Below are 18,259 nucleotides of genomic sequence, written 5' to 3' on the forward strand. Positions count from 1 at the left end.
ATTCACCGCTCTCCGGACGGCCGCCTCGTGGCGCGCCGTCTCATCGTCTTCCATCTCACCCCAGCCGGCTTCCTGCCGGATACCGGCTTCCGCGCCGACCGCGCCGTCAACGCCGCCCGTGCGGCGGGCTCGTCACGCGCGAAGGCGATCAGCAGCCCGACACCGAACATCGTCGGCAGCAGGGCGGAGCCCCCGTAGGAGAACAGCGGGAGCGGGACTCCGGCGATCGGCAACAGACCGAGCACCGCACCGATGTTGATCACGGCCTGGGCCATGATCCAGGTGGTCACGCCTCCCGCTGCGTACCGTACGAAGGGGTCCTCCGTGCGTCCGGCCACGCGGATACCCGCATAGCCTAGAGCCGCGAAGAGGGCGAGCACCGACAGCGTCCCCGCCAGTCCCAGTTCCTCCCCGGTGATGGCGAAGATGAAGTCGGTGTGCGGTTCGGGGAGTTCTCCCCATTTTTCCATACTCGCCCCGAGGCCCGAACCGAAGAGGCCGCCGGAGGCCAGCGCGTAGATGCCGTGCACGGCCTGCCAGCACTGGTCGCCCGGGCCCGGATCGGTGGCGCCGATGCAGGCGAGCCGGGACATCCGGTGGGCGCTGGTCTGGATCAGCAGGGCGCCGAGCGCCGCCGCGGCGCCGAGCACCCCGGCGAACAGCCGGGTCGGGGCGCCGGCCAGCCACAGCAGCCCGAAGAGGATCGCGGTCAGGATGATGGTGGTGCCCATGTCGCCGCCGAGCATGATCAGCCCGAGCAGGAGAAATGTCACCGGCGTGAGCGGAACCAGCAGCTGCTTCCACTGCGTCAGCTGCCGCTTCGCCTCCTTGCGGGCGAGCAGGTCGGCGGCCCACAGGACGAGCGCCAGTTTGCCGAACTCGCTCGGTTGCACCTGGAAAGGGCCGCCGAGGCTGAGCCAGTTCTGGTTGCCGTTCACCGAGACGCCGATGCCGGGGATCGCCACCAGGCAGAGCAGGAAGACCGACCCGGCCAGCAGCGGGTAGGCCAGCGCCCGGTGCCGGCGGACCGGCATCCGGGAGGCCAGCAGCATCAGCCCGCCCCCGATGGCGGCGGCCAGCAGCTGCTTGCGGAAGAAGTACGACGGGGCCAGCCCGGACTGCAGCGCCTTGATCTGGGAGGCCGAGTAGACCATCACCAGGCCCAGCACGGTGATCAGCAGGCTGCCGCCGAGGATCAGGTAGTACGCCGTCAGCGGGCGGTCCCAGGCCCGCTGGGCCCGGAAGTAGAGCCCGCGCGGGCCGGCCGGGGTGCGGCCGGCCCGCGCCGGGCGCGCCGTCGCGGGGGTCCGGCGCACCGGGCGCGGCGCCGGTTTCGCCGGTCGGGCGGTCATCCTCGTCCCCTCCACAGGTGCGCTCGCCGCCGGCGACGACGGCAGCGGGGAGAACCGGGCTAGTGACCGCCGGCGGCCAGTTCGCCCACCGCGGCGGCGAACGCCTCGCCCCGCTCGTTGTAATTGACGAACATGTCCATCGAGGCGCAGGCCGGCGCCAGCAGCACGGTGTCGCCGGGCCGGGCCAGCCCGGCCGCCCGCCGCACCGCTTCGGACATCGCCCCAGTGTCGGTCCGTTCGAGGTCGACAACCGGGACATCGGGGGCGTGTCGCGCCAGCGCGTCCCGGATCAGCGCCCGGTCGGCGCCGATCAGGACCACCCCGCGCAGGCGCCCGGCGGCCCCGGCCACCAGGTCGTCGAAGGTGGCGCCCTTCGCCAGCCCGCCGGCGATCCACACGAGGTGCTCGTACGCCGCCAACGACGCCTCGGCGGCGTGGGTGTTGGTGGCCTTGGAGTCGTCGACGTAGGCGACCCCGGCGACGTCCGCGACGTGCTCGATGCGGTGCGCGTCGGGGCGGAAGGCGCGCAGGCCGTCGCGGACCGCGGTGGCCGGTACGCCGAAGGCGCGGGCCAGCGCCGCGGCCGCCAGCGCGTTGGCGACGTTGTGCGGCGCGGCCGGGGTGACGTCGGAGACCTCGGCGAGCTCCTGGGCCTGCCGGTGGCGGTCCGCCACGAAGGCGCGGTCGACGAGGATGCCGTCGACGACGCCGAGTTGGGACGGGCCCGGGGTGCCCAGGGTGAAGCCGATCGCCCGGCAGCCCTCCTCGACGTCGGCCGCGCGGACCAGGTCCTCGGTGGCCGGGTCGGCGGCGTTGTAGACGCAGGCGACGGTGTTGCCCTCGTAGATCCGGCCCTTGTCGGCGGCGTAGGCCGCCATGGAGCCGTGCCAGTCGAGGTGGTCGGGGGCGAGGTTGAGCACGGCCGCGGAGTGCGCCCGTACCGAGGGGGCCCAGTGCAGCTGGTAGCTGGACAGCTCCACGGCGAGGACGTCGTAGGACGTCTGCGCGTCGCGGCCCTCGCCGAGGACCACGTCGACCAGCGGGACGCCGATGTTGCCGACCGCGGCGGTGCGCAGACCGGCCGCGGTCAGGATCGAGGCCAGCATCCGGACGGTCGTGGTCTTGCCGTTGGTGCCGGTGACCGCGAGCCACGGAGCGGCATCCGGGCCGCGCAGCCGCCAGGCCAGTTCGACGTCGCCCCACACCGGGACGCCGGCCTCCCCGGCCGCCCGGAAGAGCGGGCTGGTGGGCTTCCACCCCGGGGAGGTGACGATCACCTCGGTGCCCTCGGGGAGGGTCTCCCCGTCGCCGAGCCGCACGGCGATGCCGAGCTTCTCCAGCTCCGCGGCCTGGGCCCGTTCCCGTTCGCCGTCGCTGCCGTTGACGACGGTGACGCGGGCGCCGAGCCCGGCCAGGGCGCGGGCGGCGGGGACGCCGCTCACGCCGAGGCCGGCCACGGTGACGTGGTGTCCGGCGAAGTCCTCCGGGGCCTGCGGGTCGTACCCGGTCACTTCGCCGCCTGCCAGCCGCCGTAGAAGAGGCCCAGACCGACGATCACGCACATGCCCTGGATGATCCAGAACCGGACCACCACAAGGACTTCGGACCACCCCTTGAGTTCGAAGTGGTGCTGGAGTGGCGCCATGCGGAAGACCCGCTTGCCGGTCAGGCGGAACGATCCCACCTGGATGACCACGGACATGGTGATCAGGACGAACAGACCGCCCAGGACGGCCAGCAGCAGCTCGGTGCGGGAGCAGATCGCCAGGCCGGCGAGCGCGCCGCCCAGGGCCAGCGAGCCGGTGTCGCCCATGAAGATCTTGGCGGGCGAGGTGTTCCACCACAGGAAGCCGAAGCAGGCGCCCATCAGGGCCGAGGCGACCACCGCCAGGTCGAGCGGGTCGCGGACCTCGTAGCAGCCGGGTCCGGCGGTGATCTGGTTGGCGCAGGACTCCTGGTACTGCCAGATGCCGATGAAGGTGTACGCGCCGAAGACCATCACCGAGGCGCCGGTGGCCAGGCCGTCGAGGCCGTCGGTGAGGTTCACGCCGTTGGACATCGCCAGGATCATGAACAGCGCCCAGATGACGAACAGCACCGGGCCGATCTGCCAGCCGAAGTCCTGGGTGAAGGAGAGCCGGTCCGAGGCCGGGGTCGCCCCCCGCAGGTCGGCGAACTGGAGCGAGAGCACCGCGAAGGCGATGCCGACGATCAGCTGGCCGGCCATCTTCGCCTTGGCCCGCAGGCCCAGCGACCGCTGCTTGACGATCTTGATGTAGTCGTCGAGGAAGCCGACCAGGCCCATGCCCGCGAAGAGGAAGAGCACCAGCACGCCCGAGAACGTCGGGTCGCTGGAGGTGATCACCTTCGTCAGGGCGTACGCGATGATCGTGGCCAGGATGAAGGAGATACCGCCCATGGTGGGCGTGCCCTTCTTGCTGCCGTGGGTCCGCGGGCCGTCATCGCGGATGAACTGCCCGTACCCCTTCCTGGCCAGCAGCTTGATCAGCAGAGGGGTGCCGATCAGGGTCAGGAAGAGCCCGATCATCCCGGAGAAGAGGATCTGCTTCATGGAGTTCATCGGGACGCGGCCCCGCCCTCAGCACCCTCGCCGTCCAGCAATGCCGCGGCCACCCGCTCCAGGCCCACCGACCTGGACGCCTTCACCAGCACGACGTCTCCCGGTCGCAGCTCCCTGCGCAACAGGTCGACCGCCGCCCGCGCGTCGGACACGTGCACCGACTCCTCACCCCACGAACCCTCGTTCTTGGCGCCCATGTCGAGCCAGGCCGCTTCCCTGCCGCCGACCGCCACGAGCTTGCTGACGTTGAGCCGGACGACCAGCCGTCCGACCGCGTCGTGTTCGGCGAGTGACTCCTCGCCCAGCTCGGCCATCTCACCGAGCACCGCCCACGTGCGGCCCCCCTCCGCCGACCTGGCGGCGCCCATGGCGACCAGCGCACGCAGCGCCGCTCGCATGGACTCGGGGTTCGCGTTGTAGGCGTCGTTGACGACCGTCACGCCGTCCGCGCGCTCGGTGACCTCCATCCGCCAGCGGGAGAGCGTGCCGGCTTCGGAGAGCGCGGTGGCGATCTCGTCTACGGGCATGCCCAACTCATGGGCGACGGCGGCCGCGGCGAGCGCGTTCGACACGTGGTGCTCACCGTACAGCCGCATGGTCACATCGCTGCACCCGGAGGGTGTGTGAAGCGTGAAGGCGGGCTGCCCGAGGCCGTTGAGCCGGACATTCTCGGCGCGGACGTCGGCCTCCCGGGACTCTCCGAAGAAGACCGTGCGGGCCCGGGTGCGGGACGCCATGGCGCGGACGAACGGGTCGTCGGCGTTGAGCACCGCCACCCCGCCGTCCTCGGCCGCCGGCAGCGCCTCGACCAGTTCGCCCTTGGCCTGCGCGATCTTCTCGCGGCCGCCGAACTCGCCGACGTGCGCGGAGCCGACGTTGAGGACCACCCCGATGCGGGGCGGGGTCAGCTCGGCGAGGTAGCGGATGTGGCCGATGCCGCGGGCGCCCATCTCCAGCACGAGGTGGCGGGTGGTGGCGTCGGCGCGGAGCGCGGTGAGCGGCAGCCCGATCTCGTTGTTGAGGTTGCCTTCCGGCCACACCGTGGGGCCGTGCCGCTGGAGCAGCTGGGCGATCAGGTCCTTGGTGCTGGTCTTGCCGGCGGAGCCGGTGAGGCCGATGACGGAGGTGCCCAGCCGCTCCACGACGGCGCGGGCGAGAGCGCCGAGAGCTGCGACGACGTCGTCGACGACGATCGCCGGGACACCGACCGGGCGGGCCGCGAGGACGGCCGCCGCACCGGCTTCCACCGCGCCCGCGGCGAAGTCGTGCCCGTCGGCGCGTTCACCGGCGAACGCAACGAACAAGCCACCCGGGCGGACCGCCCGGGAGTCGGAGACGACCGGCCCGGTGACCACGCGGTCCGGGTCCGGTATGTCGTGCTGCTGCCCGCCCGTGATGCGTCCGATCTCGGCGAGGGTCAGGGAGATCACAGGTCACCCCCGGGGCCGTGCAGGAGGTGCCAACAAGAGGATTGTGCGCGCATGGCGGTGTGTCATCCCTGGTGGTTCGGCTGCTGTGACGGCTGCGACTTCAGCGACGCCGCGATGGCGTCGCGCAGCACCTGGCGGTCGTCGAAGGGGCGGACCACTCCGGCGATGTCCTGGCCCTGTTCGTGGCCCTTGCCCGCGACGATGACGGTGTCGCCGGGCTCCGCGCGGGCGACCGCGGCGGCGATGGCGGCGGCCCGGTCCTCCTCGACCAGGACGGTGCCGCGTTCGTGGACGGGCACCTCGGCGGCGCCCGCGAGCATGGTGGCGAGGATCGCGAGCGGATCCTCGGAGCGGGGGTTGTCGGAGGTCAGCACGGCGGTGTCGGCGAGCCGGGCGACCGCGGCGCCCATCGGCATCCGCTTCTGCCGGTCGCGGTCGCCGCCGCAGCCGAGGACGGCGTGCAGCTTGCCGTCGGTGACCTTGCGCAGCGCCCGCAGAACCGATTCGACGGCGTCCGTCTTGTGCGCGTAGTCGACGACCGCGAGGTAGGGCTGGCCGACGTCCACCCGCTCCAGGCGGCCGGGGACGCCGGGGACCGCGGCGACGCCGTCGGCGGCGGTCTGCGGGTCCACACCGGCCACGGCGAGCGCGGTGATCGCGGCGAGCGCGTTGGAGACGTTGAACGGGCCGGCGATCGGGGAGGCGGCGCGCAGCGTCACGCCCCCGGGGCCGTGCACGGTGAAGGTGGAGCCGAGCGCGCCGACCTCGACGTCGGCGGCGCGCCAGTCGGCGTCCGGGTGGCCCTCGGCGGAGAAGGTGGTGACCGGCACCTCGGACTCGCCGGCGGCCAGCCGGCGGCCGTACTCGTCGTCGAGGTTGACCACCCCGGCCCGGCTGCGCGCCGTGGTGAACAGCTGCGCCTTGGCCTGGAAGTAGTCCTCCATGCCGGAGTGGAACTCCATGTGCTCCGGGCTGAGGTTGTTGAAGACCGCGACGTCGAAGACGCAGCCGTCGACCCGGCCGAGCACCAGGGCGTGGCTGGAGACCTCCATGGCGACCGAGCGGACCCCGCGCTCACGCATCACCGCGAACAGCGCCTGGAGGTCGGTGGCCTCGGGCGTGGTCCGCTCGGACTTCAGCCGTTCGTCGCCGATCCGGGACTCGACGGTGCCGATCAGGCCGGTCAGCCCGCCGTCGCCCTTGGCGGCCGCGGCCCGCAGCCCGCCCTCGATGAGGTACGCGGTGGTGGTCTTGCCGGACGTGCCGGTGATGCCGATCTGGAGCAGGTCCGCGCCGGGCGTGCCGTAGATCGAGACGGCCAGGGCGCCCATCCGGCCGCGCGGGTCGTCGACGGCCAGCACCGGCAGACCGGTCGCGGCGGCGCGCTCGGCGCCCGAGGGGTCGGTCAGGATCGCCGCGGCGCCGAGGTCGGCGGCCTGTGCGACGAAGTCGGCACCGTGCAGGCGGGCACCGGGCAGCGCGGCGTAGACGTCGCCGGGGCGGACCGCACGGGAGTCGTGCGTGATGCCGGTGACCCGGACGGCGTCGGCGCCGTCCGGGACCGGGACCGCGAGCTGCCGGGCGAGGTCGGCCAGGGGGGTGGGGCGGACCTCCTCGGGGCGCGGCGCGCCCGGATATCCGCCGGGGCCGCCCTTCTCCGTGCGCGGGGGTTTCGGGGACTGATCAGCTTGTGACACGGCGGTGAGCGTACCGGGCAGAACGGGCCCGGGGCGAAGTGAGGGCTTCGGCGGGCCGCTGTCACCGGGGGGCTGCGGGCCGTCGGGAGTGATGGTCGTCACGGCGGTGTTGCCTCGATTTCAGTCGCCTGGCTTGAAGGTGACCGGCAGCCGCGGTGACGGGGCACCGGTCGGGGGGACCTGGAGGGACTTCAGCGCGAACGTCATGACCTGCTGGAAGACCGGGCCGCAGACCTGGCCTCCGAAGTAGCTGCCCCGGGTGGGGTTCTGGACGGCGCAGTAGACGGTGATGCGGGGCTTGTCGGCGGGCGCGAAGCCGGCGAAGGAGGCGGTGTAGCCGTGGTAGCGGCCGGTCTTCGGGTCCACCCGGTTGGAGGTGCCGGTCTTGCCGCCGACGCGGTAGCCGTCGATCTTCGCCTTCGCTCCGGTGCCCTCCTGGTCGTCCACCACCGACTCCAGCATGGCGGCCAGGGTGGTGGCGGTCTTCTCGCTCACCACGCGGGTCCGGGCCGGCGCGGGGGCCGGGGTGTAGTGGCCGTCCGGTCCGGTGCTGCCGCGGACGAGGGTGGGCGCGATCCGGACGCCGCCGTTGGCGATCGTGGAGTAGACCGAGGCGGCCTGGACGGCGTTGAGGGACAGGCCCTGGCCGAACGGGATGGTGAACTGCTGGGAGGTGTTCCAGTCCTGGGGCTTGGCCAGGATGCCGTCCGTCTCCCCGGGGAAGTTCAGTCCGGTCGGCCGGCCGATACCGAATTTCCGCAGGTAGGAGTAGAGGACCTGGTTGGCCTGCGGCTGGGTGGTGCCCAGCTGGCCGGCCGCCAGGATGGTGCCGATGTTGCTCGACTTGGCGAGCACGCCGTTGAGCGTGAGGTGCCAGGTGGCGTGGTCGATGTCGTCGGAGAACAGCCGGTCGCCGCGGTGCAGCCGGTTCGGGACGGTGACCCGGGTGTACGGGGTCGCGGCGCCCTCCTCCAGGACGGCGGCCATCGACATCAGCTTGCTGGTGGAGCCGGGTTCGAAGGCGTCGGTGAGCGCGGGGTTGCCCAGCGCGTCCGGGGCGGCCCGGGAGATGTCGTTGGGGTCGAACCCGGGCGCGTTGGCCAGCGCCAGGATCTGGCCGGTGCGGGTGTCCTGGACGACGACGTACCCGCGGTCGGCGCGGGACCTGCCGACCTGCTCGGTGATGGCCTGCTGGGCCGCCCACTGGATGTCGCGGTCCAGGGTGAGCTGGACGTCGGTACCGGGGACGGCGGGGTGCTCCTGGGTGTCGGCGGTGGGCACCCGGCGGCCGCCGGACTGGGCGTAGACCAGCTTGCCGTCCTTGCCCGCCAGCTCCTTGTCGAGCTGGGCCTCCAGGCCGCCGGCGCCGTGGCCCGCGCCGTTGACGAAGCCGAGGACGCCCGCGGCCAGGTCGCCGTTCGGGTAGACCCGTTTGCGGTGCTTGTCGGCGAAGACCCCCACCAGGACATTGGGGCGGGGCGCGCTCTTGGGGGCGGCGGCCGCCTCGGCGTCCAGCTTCTTGCGCAGGTCCTTGATCCGCTTCCAGACCTGGGGGGTGCGCTGGCGGGCCAGCAGGACGTAGCGGGACGCGGGGCGGTCGAGCTTGGCGGCCAGGCTCTGCCGGGACTCGCCGAGGATCGGCGCGAGCAGCGCGGCGGCCCGCTCCGGGGCGTTCGTGACCTTGATCTTGGCGGGCGCCAGCAGGCTGGGGTCGGCGGTGATGTCGTACGCGTCCACGGTGGTGGCCAGGTCCACGCCGCTGCGGTCGGTGATCGCCCCGCGCTCGGCGGCCAGTTTGACCGGGACGTAGCGGTTCTCGTTGGCCTTGGCCGCGTAGGCCGCGGCGTCCACGCCCTGCACCTGCACCAGGCGGACGACGAAGGCCAGCATCACCAGCGTCAGCGCCAGCGCGATCAGCCGCAGCCGGGGCCGCGGGCTGACCGGCCGCAGCGGCCCGGCGGCCGGGCGGGAGCGGCCCGATGGCTTCGGACGGCGGGCGGCGGGCGGCCGGGCGGTGCCGGACCGGGCGGACGGCTGGCGGCCGCCGGACCGGGCGGGGCGCGGCACGCGGCGGGGATCCCTGGGCTCGGTCATACCGCGGTCTCCGGGGCGTACGCGGGGGTGGCGGACAGCGGGGCGCCGTACGGGCGGGTGGGCGCGCCGCGGCGGGGGGCGGGGGCGGGCGTCACGGCGGTCACCTGCCGGAGGCCGGCGGGGTGGGGCCGGCCGACGGGTCCGCGGCGCGGGCGGCCGGGGCCGGCGGGGCGGGCGCGTCGGGCGTGAGGACGGAGGCGGGGGCCGCGGGGGTGGCCAGCGGGCCCGGGGAAGAGGGGACGCCGGGCGTACTGGGCGCCAGCGGCCCGGCCGGGGCGTGCGGCGCGGCCGGTACCACCGCCGGGGCCGGCGGGAGGACCGCCGGGGCCGCGGGCCGGAGGGCCGCCGGGCCGAGCGGCAGCGGGCCGGCGGACGCGGACAGCGCGGCGCCGGCGGCCGGGGCCGGACCCGGGGCGCCGCGCACGGTGCCGTCCGGGAGCAGGAAGGCGGGGTTGCCGCCGGGCACCATGCCCAGCTCGCGGGCCCGGCGGGCCAGCGCGCCGGGCGCGGAGTAGCCGTCCACCTCCTGCTGGAGGGCCTGCTGCTCGTCGGTCAGCTCGCCGGTCTGCCGCTCCAGCCGGCTCAGTTCGAACGAGCCTTGGTTCAGGGCCGAGTTGAGCACCAGCAGGCCGATCAGCCCGGAGCCCAGCAGCACCACGACCAGCAGCACGAAGGGGGTGCGCGCGGCGGTGCCGGTGCGCGGCGCGGAGGGCAGCAGCGCGGTCAGGCGCTGCCTGCCGCGCGGCCGTCCCCCCTGGCGTCTCACGCGATGTCCTCGCGGATGCGCTCGGCGCCGCGCAGCCGGGCGGGGGCCGCGCGCCGGTTCTCGGCGACCTCCTCCTCGGTGGGCAGCTCGGCGCCGCGGGTCAGCAGCTTCAGGCGGGGCTGGTAGCGCTCGGGGACGACCGGCAGGCCGGGCGGCGCGGTGCTGGTCGCACCGGCCGCGAAGACCTGCTTGACCAGCCGGTCCTCCAGCGAGTGGTAGGACAGCACGGCGATCCGGCCGCCCACCGAGAGCGCCTTGACGGCGGCCGGGATCGCGCGCTCGACGCAGGCCAGTTCGCCGTTGACCTCGATGCGCAGCGCCTGGAAGGTCCGCTTGGCCGGATTGCCGCCGGTGCGCTTGGCGGCCTGCGGCAGCGCGTCGCGGATCAGCTCGACCAGCCGGGCGCTGGTGGTGAAGGGCTCCTTCTCCCGCTCCCGGACGACCGCCGCGACGATCCGCTTGGCCTGCTTCTCCTCCCCGTAGGCGCGCAGGATCCGCACCAGCTCACCGGGCGGGTAGGTGTTGAGGACCTCGGCGGCGCTGATGCCGGTCGTCTGGTCCATCCGCATGTCCAGGGGGGCGTCCTGGGCGTACGCGAAGCCTCGGCCGGCCTCGTCGAGCTGCATGGAGGAGACGCCGAGGTCGAACAGGACCCCCTGCACGCGGGGCAGTCCGAGCCGGTCGAGGACCTGGGGAAGCTCGTCGTAGACGGCGTGCACCAGGGTGGCGCGGTCGCCGTAGGGGGCCAGCCGCTCGCCCGCGAGGCGGAGCGCGGACGGGTCACGGTCCAGGGCGACGAGCCGGGCCTCGGGGAAGGCGGCGAGCAGGGCCTCGCTGTGCCCGCCGAGGCCGAGGGTGCAGTCGACGACGACCGCGCCGGGCTCGGCGAGGGCGGGGGCGAGCAGGTCCAGGCACCGCTGGAGCATGACGGGTACGTGGCGGGTGTTGCCGCTCATGCGCCGGCCTCGCTTCGCTCGGCGGGCCTGCCTTCGCAGAGCGCGCACCTCTTTCCGCTTCGCTCGCTGCGCTCGCTCATATGCCTTCCGATGGTGGGCGGCAGGTGGGTCCCGGCCGGTGACTGGGGGATGCCGCACGTACCGCTCGGTCCCCGCCCGCTCTGAAGGGGAAGTGGCCCTCCGGCGACGGGGAAGTGACGTCGGAAGACCGGTGGAGCGGGAGGAGGCCGAACCGTACGTACGGTCACGCACGCGAGGGATCGAGGATCCGAGGAGAGCGTCACGCCTCCCACTTCGCGTCACTTTAGTCCACCTGCCGTCCCGGTCAATCAACCGGTTCCGCGCGTCCCCCGCACGGTGCGCCGGGGTGTTTGTTCGGCTTCGTCCGCGGGCGGGGAGCGCTGTGGAGTACCTCACACACCGGGCCGCCGTCCGGTGCGCCCGCCGGTCGGCGGACCGCCGCGGCCGGGAACGGCTACCGTGAGGCCATGCCCATACCTGCGCCGCAGCCGCTGCCCCCGTCCGCCGACGGCACCGACGTCCCCGGGGGCGGCACCGTCACCGACCGGCTGGTGGCGGCGAACCGGCGCTACGCGGCCGGCTTCACGGATCCGGGCATGGACGCCCGCCCGGTCCGCAGGGTCGCCGTGGTGGCCTGCATGGACGCCCGGCTGGACCTGCACGCCGCACTGGGCCTGGAGCTCGGCGACTGCCACACCATCCGCAACGCCGGCGGGGTGGTGACCGATGACATCATCCGCTCCCTGACGATCAGCCAGCGGGCGCTGGGCACCCGGTCGGTGGTCCTCATCCACCACACCGGCTGCGGTCTGCTCAGCCTGACCGAGGACTTCCGGCACGAACTGGCGGCCGAGGTCGGCCAGCGGCCCACCTGGGCGGTCGAGGCGTTCAAGGACCTCGACGAGGACGTCCGGCAGTCCATGCAGCGGGTGCGCACCTCGCCGTTCCTGCCGCACACCGACGACGTCCGCGGCTTTGTCTTCGACGTCACCACGGGTCTGCTGCGGGAGATCGACCCGCGGGACTGAGCCGCGCCGGGGCCCGGCGCGCCCCTCCCGGCGACCGGATCGCCGGGCTTGTCCGGTTGGCCCGGTCCGGACGGTGTGAGTTGTCCACAGGCCATGACGCGGGGCCGCGCGGGCGGCAAGAATGCGTAGGTGACATCGCCCCGGCAAAGGCCGGGCGCGCCGCGCACACGGGGAGGGCCGGATCCGCCGAGAGGACGTCGGCCCCCCGGGGACGGGCCGAGGAGGGCCGAGTGACGACGTATGACGAACGAGCGAGCCTCGACGATCTGACCACCACCGCCGGACGGGTGCACCGGTCGGTGGAGGCCGTGATCGAGGGCAAGCCGGAGGTCGTACGGCTCGCGCTGACGGTCCTGCTGGCCGAGGGGCACCTGCTCATCGAGGACGTGCCCGGCGTCGGCAAGACGATGCTCGCCAAGGCCCTGGCCCGGTCCATCGACTGCTCGGTGCGGCGCATCCAGTTCACCCCCGACCTGCTGCCCTCCGACATCACCGGCGTCAGCGTCTACGACCAGCAGCGGCAGGAGTTCGAGTTCAAGCCCGGCGCGATCTTCGCCCAGATCGTGATCGGCGACGAGATCAACCGCGCCTCCCCCAAGACCCAGTCCGCGCTCCTGGAGTCGATGGAGGAGCGCCAGGTCACCACGGACGGGCAGAGCTACCCCCTGCCCAGCCCCTTCATGGTCGTCGCGACGCAGAATCCGGTCGAGATGGAGGGCACCTACCCGCTCCCCGAGGCGCAGCGGGACCGCTTCATGGCCCGGGTCTCGATCGGCTACCCCTCCCCCGCGGCCGAGCTGCGGATGCTCGACGTGCACGGCGGCGCCTCCCCGCTGGACGCCCTGCGCCCGGTGGCGCACGCCCACGAGATCGTGCGGCTGACCGAGGCGGTGCGCGCCGTCCACGTCGCCGAGGCCGTGCGGCGGTACGCCGTCGAGCTGGTCGCGGCCACCCGCCACCACCCCGACCTGCGGCTCGGCGCCTCCCCGCGGGCGACGCTGCACCTGCTGCGCGCCGCCAAGGCCGCGGCGGCCCTGGCCGGGCGGGAGTTCGCGCTCCCGGACGACGTGCAGGGGCTGGCGGTGCCGGTGCTGGCGCACCGTCTGCTGCCCACCGCCCAGGCGCAGTTGAGCCGCCGGTCCGCCGAGCAGGTGGTGCTGGAGATCGTGCAGCGCACCCCGGTCCCCGAGCCGTCCGCCCCGCAGTGGCGGCGGTCCGCCCCCGGCGGGCGGCCGCCCGGCCCCCGGGAGGCGTGATGTCGGGCAGGGGGAGCACCGCGGCGCCGGAGCCGGACGGGCTGCGCGCGGCCTTCGGGGGGCTGACCACCCGCGGCCGGTCGTTCCTGGCGGCCGGGCTGGCCGCCGCGGCGTGCGCGTACCTCCTCGGGCAGGCCGATCTGCTGCGGGTCGGGCTGCTGCTGGCGGTGCTGCCGCCGGTGTGCGTCCTGGTGCTGCACCGCACCCGCTACCGCGTCGCGGGCAGCCGCACGCTGGCGCCCGCCCGGGTGCCGGCCGCCGCCGAGGCCCGGGTCCGCCTCCGGGTGGAGAACGTGGGCCGCTTCCCGACCGGTGTGCTGATGCTCCAGGACCGGGTGCCCTACGTCCTCGGGCCGCGCCCGCGCTTCGTACTGGACCGGGTCGAGCCCGGCGGGAGCCGCGAGGTGTCCTACCGCGTCCGCTCCGACCTGCGCGGCCGCTATCCGCTGGGCCCGTTGCAACTGCGGCTGACCGATCCGTTCGGGATGTGCGAGCTGACCCGCGCGTTCAGCGCGTCCGACGCGCTGACGGTGGTGCCGCGCGCCGAGCCGCTGCCGGCGGTCCGGCTGTCCGGCGAGGCGGCCGGGTACGGCGACGGGCGGCACAGCTCGCTCGCGCTGGCCGGTGAGGACGACGTCATCCCGCGCGGGTACCGCCACGGCGACGATCTGCGCCGGGTCCACTGGCGGGCCACCGCGCGCCACGGCGAGCTGATGGTGCGCCGCGAGGAGCAGCCGCGGAAGGCCCGCTGCACGGTCCTGCTGGACACCCGGGCGGTGGCCCACGACGGTTCCGGGCCGGACTCCGCCTTCGAATGGGCGGTGGCGGGCGCCGCCTCGGTCGCACTGCACCTGCTCGAACGGGGCTTCGCGGTACGGCTGCTGACCGACACCGGCAGCGCGGTGCCCGGCCCGGAGACCGGCGGGGCCGCCGGCGGCGAGTCGGCGGACGCCGCGGGCCTGCTGTTGGACACCCTCGCCCTCGTCGAGCACTCCGCCGAGGAGAGCCTGGCCGGCGCGTACGACGCGCTGCGCGGCGGCACCGAGGGCCTGCTGATCGCCTTCTTCGGCGACCTGGACGAGGAGCAGGCGGCGCTGGCCGGCCGGATCCGGCGGCGCTGCGCCACCGGGGTCGCCTTCGTCCTGGACGGCGACGCCTGGTCCCGCGGGCCCGGCGGGATCCGCTTCTCCGGCGGCGGGACGCCGGTCGCCGAGCGGCTGCGGCGGCTGCGCGAGGCGGGCTGGACGGCGCTGCCGGTCGCCCCGGGGGACGCGCTGGCCGATCTGTGGCGGGCGGCGGACCGGGCGGGGGCGGAGCCGGCGGCCGGAGCGGCTCCCGGCCGGGAGGCCGCCGGGCGGAGGGGGGCGACGGCATGAGCGGACGGGCGCGGCTGGCCCTGGCCGCGATCGCGGCGACGCTGTGCGCCGGGTGCGCGCTGCTGCCGCTGGTGGACCCGGTCACCTGGCTCCTCCAGGCGGCGGTGCTGCTGGCGCTGGTGGTGGGCGTGGGCGCCCTGACCCGGCGCGTGCCGCTGGCCCGGCCGCTGACGATCGGCGCCCAGGCGCTGGCGGCCGTGCTGCTGCTGACCGCCCTGTTCGCCCGCGGCCACGCGATCGCCGGGGTGCTGCCGGGCCCGGGCGCCGTCGAGGCCCTCGCCGACCTGGCGCAGGCCGGGCTGCGGGACGTCGGCCGCTACGCCATCCCGGCCCCGGTCACGCCCGGCATCAAGCTGCTGCTGGTGTCCGGGGTGCTGCTGGTCGGGGTGGTGGTGGACGCGCTCGCGGTCACCTACCGCAGTGCCGCGCCCGCCGGGCTGCCGCTGCTCGCGCTGTACTCCGTCGCGGCGGGGCTGTCCCCGGGCGGCTCGGGGTGGCTGTGGTTCCTGGTGGCGGCGGCCGGCTATCTGTTGCTCCTGCTCGCCGAGGGCCGCGACCGGCTCTCCCAGTGGGGGCGGGTGTTCGGCACGCCGGCCGGGCCCCGGCCGGGCGGCGCCCGCACCGCCTGCGTCCCGGTGCGCACGGGCCGGCGGATCGGCGTGCTGGCGCTGGGGGTGGCGCTGCTGGTGCCCGCCCTCCTGCCGTCCCTGGGCGGCGGGCTGCTCGGCCCGTCCGCCGGCGGCAGCGGCCCGGGCGGCGGGGGCGGCACCATCTCCGCGGTCAACCCCCTGGTCTCCCTCCAGGACAGCCTCAACCAGCCGCAGGACCGCGAGGTCCTCAACTACCGCACCACCGCGGCCGACACCCGCGACATGTATCTGCGCATCGTGGCCCTGGACCAGTTCGACGGGACGGCCTGGAAGCCGTCCGAGCGCACCGTCACCGACGTCCCCGGCGAGCTGCCCCGCCCGCCCGGCCTGAGCACCGACGTGGCGGTCACCCGGATCAACACCTCGGTCTCCACCGCCCAGTGGTACGCCCAGAACTGGCTGCCGCTGCCCTATCCGGCGGCCCGGGTGGACCTGCCCGGCCGCTGGCGGTTCGAGCCCGAGGGCCGCACCCTGGTCGGCGACCGCGGGCAGAACACCCACGGCCTCCAGTACCAGGTCGAAAGCCTCCAGGTGCGGCCCACCGCCCACCAGCTCGCCGCCGCCCCGCCACCGCCCGCCGCCCTGGAGCGCGAGTACACCCAGGTCCCGGCCGGCCTCCCGCCGATCGTCCGCAGCACCGCCCGCCAGGTCACCCACGGCGCCCGCACCGCGTACGACAAGGCCGTCCGGCTCCAGGACTGGTTCGCGCTCGACGGCGGCTTCACCTACAACACCGAGGTCCGGGCGGGCAGCGGCACCGAGGCGATCGCGCGGTTCCTGGAGGACAAGGAGGGCTTCTGCGTCCACTTCTCGTTCACCATGGCGGCGATGGCCCGCACGCTGGGCATACCGGCCCGGGTCGCGGTCGGCTTCACACCGGGCGTCCGGCAGCCGGACGGCACGACGTCGGTGGGGCTGAAGGACGCGCACGCCTGGCCCGAGCTGTATTTCCAGGGCGTCGGCTGGACCCGCTTCGAGCCCACCCCGAGCCGCGGCAGCGTCCCCGACTACGCCTACCCGGACGCCGGGCGGTCCAGCGGCTCCGGCGCCCCGGACCGCGCCCCGGCCCCGTCCGCGGTGCCGTCGGCGGGCCCGTCCGCGGCGCCGTCCTGCGGCCCCGCCGAGCGGCGCGCGGGCGCCGGGGCGGGCTGCGCGGCGGTGCCCCCGACACCGGCGGCCGCGGCGCCGGAGGACGGCCGGGTGCCGTGGACGCCGGTCCTGATCGTCCTCGGGGTACTGCTGATCGTGGCGGTGCCCGCGGTGCCGGTGCTGTGGCGGGCCAGGGTCCGCGCCCGGCGGCTGGCCGGCGGCGGACCGGGCGGGGACGCCGCGGCGGACACCCTCGCCGCCTGGGAGGAGCTGCTGGACACCGCCTGGGACCACGGGATCGTGCCGGACTCCTCGCTGACGCCCCGCACCGCGGCCGCCCGGATCATTCGCATCGGGGAACTGCCCTCGGACGCCGCGGACGCGGCCCGGCGCGTCGCCACCGCGGTCGAGCAGGCGCTGTACGCGCCGCGGCCCCAGCCGGCCACCGGGCTCGCCGCGGACGTCCGGCGGGCAGCGGCCGGCCTCCGCGACGGCGCACCGCGCACCGTACGGCTGCGCGCGCGGCTGGCCCCGCGCTCCGCGGCCCGGCTCCGCTGGTCCGCCGCGGCCCGCTGGTCGGCCCTGCGGCTGCGCTGCCGGACCAGCCGCCCGGCGACGGCGGCACGACGCGCGGCAACCGCCGTCCGCACGGCGCTCCGACGGAATACCGAACGGGCGTAGGCCCAGCGGCACCGCGGGGCCGGGCGGGTACCCCTGGGCCCCGGCCCCTGCCCGGCTGCGGATACGCGAGAGGTGCGGCCCCGAGCGTCCGGGGACCGCACCTCGCGGTCCCGGGGCGGGGAGATCGGGCCCGTCCGGGGTGGCCGAGAGGCACAGGTGGGACGGCCCGGCGGCGACCGGACAGCGGGGACCGGAGGCCATCGCGGGGAGCCGGCCGGGACGGTCGCAGGGGCCACGCGGCCACGGCCGCGCCGGAGCGCCACAGCCTGCCGCGCCGGAGCGCCACGCCGAGCCGCAACGGAAGCCGGAAGCTACCTCAGGAAGCGGAAAAGCGCAGGGCGAAGCCGAAGCTCGCGGAGAGAAGCCGAAGCCGCAACGGTCAACCGGAGCCGGAGTCGGCACAGGAAATCGACGCCACAACCGGAAGCGAACGACCACACCGGGAACCGGAACGCCGCAGCGGAGAGTCCGAAAGCGTCAGCAGAGAGTCGGCAAAGCCTCGAAGCCCCTCATCAACAGGCAGGAAAGCGCCACGGAAATGGCCGGATCCGCTCCCATGCGAACCACGCGTGCCCTCGGTCCGCACCTGAGCGACCTGTTGCCGGCACCTGCTGCGGAAGCCGTTGCCGAGAGGGTTGCCGGCATCTGTTGCGACATCCGTTGCCTGACCCGCGCCCTCCCAGGGGCACGGACGGAAGGGACACGGAGTGCCTGAAGTGACCGGGAAGGGCCGAAGCGAGCGGGCTCAGGGAAAGCCCGTGGTCAGTGGCCCTGTTCGTCGCGGCGGCGCTGCCAGCGGTCCTCGATGCGGTCCATCATCGAGCGGCGCGGCCTGGCCTGGCGGCGCGCCTGCGGTCCGCCGGGGCCCGCGGGCCGCTCACCGGGCCGGGGAGCCTTGCGCCAGCCGGTGACGGCCAGCACGGCGCAGCCGAGCATGACGAGGAAGCCGACGACGCTGACCCAGATCTGCTGCGCGACCATACCGGCCATGAGCAGGGCGATACCCACCAGGAAGCCCGCGACCGCTTGGTAGACCCGTCGCCGGGTGTACGTACGCAGCCCGCTTCCCTCAAGCGCTGTCGCGAACTTGGGATCTTCGGCGTACAGCGCTCGCTCCATTTGCTCGAGCATGCGCTGCTCGTGCTCCGAGAGCGGCACGGAGTCCTCCTACTCGTCGGTCGCGGGGGGCGACCGGGTGCGACCCTTTCAGGATAGGCAGGGAATCGCCCCCGTGAAACCCGCCCCTCTACGCCAATTCACCGTCCGCACCGCCGCGGCAGCC

13 protein-coding genes are annotated in these 18,259 nt (G+C 74.7%); 4 read left to right on the plus strand and 9 right to left on the minus strand.

Annotation, left to right across the window (positions count from 1 at the left end; translation table 11 throughout):
• Positions 1–2: 2 nt before the first annotated feature.
• The 8 genes from ftsW to rsmH all read right to left on the minus strand — a co-directional run bounded on the left by ftsW (position 3) and on the right by rsmH (position 10,876).
• Positions 3–1,352: a putative lipid II flippase FtsW gene (gene ftsW, locus MUU72_RS03075; RefSeq protein WP_248011508.1), complete on the minus strand. Its 1,350-nt coding sequence runs from the start codon at positions 1,350–1,352 to the stop codon at positions 3–5.
• A 59-nt stretch (positions 1,353–1,411) separates the two neighbouring features.
• Positions 1,412–2,863: a UDP-N-acetylmuramoyl-L-alanine--D-glutamate ligase gene (gene murD, locus MUU72_RS03080; RefSeq protein ID WP_248011509.1), complete on the minus strand. Its 1,452-nt coding sequence runs from the start codon at positions 2,861–2,863 to the stop codon at positions 1,412–1,414.
• The gene (gene mraY, locus MUU72_RS03085) at positions 2,860–3,924 is read right to left on the minus strand and encodes a phospho-N-acetylmuramoyl-pentapeptide-transferase (RefSeq protein ID WP_248011510.1); all 1,065 of its coding nucleotides are present in this window, start codon (positions 3,922–3,924) and stop codon (positions 2,860–2,862) included. Before mraY ends, murD begins: the two co-directional genes overlap by 4 nt.
• A 5-nt stretch (positions 3,925–3,929) precedes the next feature.
• Positions 3,930–5,363 (minus strand): UDP-N-acetylmuramoyl-tripeptide--D-alanyl-D-alanine ligase, encoded by a 1,434-nt coding sequence (locus MUU72_RS03090; RefSeq protein WP_248011511.1) that lies wholly within the window; start codon positions 5,361–5,363, stop codon positions 3,930–3,932.
• 62 nt (positions 5,364–5,425) lie between these two features.
• Positions 5,426–7,162 (minus strand): UDP-N-acetylmuramoyl-L-alanyl-D-glutamate--2,6-diaminopimelate ligase, encoded by a 1,737-nt coding sequence (locus MUU72_RS03095; protein ID WP_248011512.1) that lies wholly within the window; start codon positions 7,160–7,162, stop codon positions 5,426–5,428.
• A gap of 18 nt (positions 7,163–7,180) precedes the next feature.
• The gene (locus MUU72_RS03100) at positions 7,181–9,154 is read right to left on the minus strand and encodes a peptidoglycan D,D-transpeptidase FtsI family protein (RefSeq protein ID WP_248011513.1); all 1,974 of its coding nucleotides are present in this window, start codon (positions 9,152–9,154) and stop codon (positions 7,181–7,183) included.
• 100 nt (positions 9,155–9,254) lie between these two features.
• Positions 9,255–9,920, minus strand: a complete 666-nt coding sequence (gene ftsL / locus MUU72_RS03105; RefSeq protein ID WP_248011514.1) for a cell division protein FtsL — start codon at positions 9,918–9,920, stop codon at positions 9,255–9,257.
• Entirely contained in the window at positions 9,917–10,876 is a 960-nt protein-coding gene (gene rsmH, locus MUU72_RS03110; protein ID WP_248011515.1) for a 16S rRNA (cytosine(1402)-N(4))-methyltransferase RsmH, read from the minus strand. Before rsmH ends, ftsL begins: the two co-directional genes overlap by 4 nt.
• A gap of 488 nt (positions 10,877–11,364) precedes the next feature.
• Here rsmH and MUU72_RS03115 point away from each other — a divergent pair, with 488 nt between their 5' ends.
• The 4 genes from MUU72_RS03115 (at position 11,365) to MUU72_RS03130 (ending at position 16,977) form a co-directional block, all read left to right on the plus strand.
• On the plus strand, positions 11,365–11,925 hold the full coding sequence (locus tag MUU72_RS03115) for a beta-class carbonic anhydrase (protein ID WP_248011516.1): 561 nt from the start codon (positions 11,365–11,367) through the stop codon (positions 11,923–11,925).
• A 230-nt stretch (positions 11,926–12,155) separates the two neighbouring features.
• Positions 12,156–13,181: an AAA family ATPase gene (locus MUU72_RS03120; RefSeq protein WP_248011517.1), complete on the plus strand. Its 1,026-nt coding sequence runs from the start codon at positions 12,156–12,158 to the stop codon at positions 13,179–13,181.
• Complete coding sequence (locus MUU72_RS03125) at positions 13,181–14,557, plus strand: DUF58 domain-containing protein (protein ID WP_248011518.1); 1,377 nt, start codon at positions 13,181–13,183, stop codon at positions 14,555–14,557. Before MUU72_RS03120 ends, MUU72_RS03125 begins: the two co-directional genes overlap by 1 nt.
• Entirely contained in the window at positions 14,554–16,977 is a 2,424-nt protein-coding gene (locus tag MUU72_RS03130; protein WP_248011519.1) for a transglutaminase TgpA family protein, read from the plus strand. The genes MUU72_RS03125 and MUU72_RS03130 overlap by 4 nt, the downstream gene beginning before the upstream one ends.
• 762 nt (positions 16,978–17,739) lie before the next feature.
• On the opposite strand, the gene MUU72_RS03135 is transcribed toward MUU72_RS03130, so the two are convergent.
• Positions 17,740–18,135, minus strand: coding sequence for an SCO2097 family morphological protein (locus tag MUU72_RS03135; protein ID WP_248011520.1), 396 nt, complete (start codon positions 18,133–18,135; stop codon positions 17,740–17,742).
• Positions 18,136–18,259 lie beyond the last annotated feature (124 nt).

Source organism: Streptomyces rhizoryzae, from assembly GCF_023155275.1.
In the GTDB taxonomy this organism is placed as follows: Bacteria; Actinomycetota; Actinomycetes; order Streptomycetales; family Streptomycetaceae; genus Streptomyces; species Streptomyces rhizoryzae.

What these genes read in the sequence shown, in the direction of transcription:
- mraY (WP_248011510.1), bottom strand. Translation starts at nt 3,924, where the DNA reads ATGAAGCAGATCCTCTTCTCCGGGATGATCGGGCTCTTCCTGACCCTG.
- MUU72_RS03125 (WP_248011518.1), top strand. Translation starts at nt 13,181, where the DNA reads ATGTCGGGCAGGGGGAGCACCGCGGCGCCGGAGCCGGACGGGCTGCGC.
- MUU72_RS03100 (WP_248011513.1), bottom strand. Translation starts at nt 9,154, where the DNA reads ATGACCGAGCCCAGGGATCCCCGCCGCGTGCCGCGCCCCGCCCGGTCC.
- rsmH (WP_248011515.1), bottom strand. Translation starts at nt 10,876, where the DNA reads ATGAGCGGCAACACCCGCCACGTACCCGTCATGCTCCAGCGGTGCCTG.
- MUU72_RS03115 (WP_248011516.1), top strand. Translation starts at nt 11,365, where the DNA reads ATGCCCATACCTGCGCCGCAGCCGCTGCCCCCGTCCGCCGACGGCACC.
- MUU72_RS03130 (WP_248011519.1), top strand. Translation starts at nt 14,554, where the DNA reads ATGAGCGGACGGGCGCGGCTGGCCCTGGCCGCGATCGCGGCGACGCTG.
- ftsW (WP_248011508.1), bottom strand. Translation starts at nt 1,352, where the DNA reads ATGACCGCCCGACCGGCGAAACCGGCGCCGCGCCCGGTGCGCCGGACC.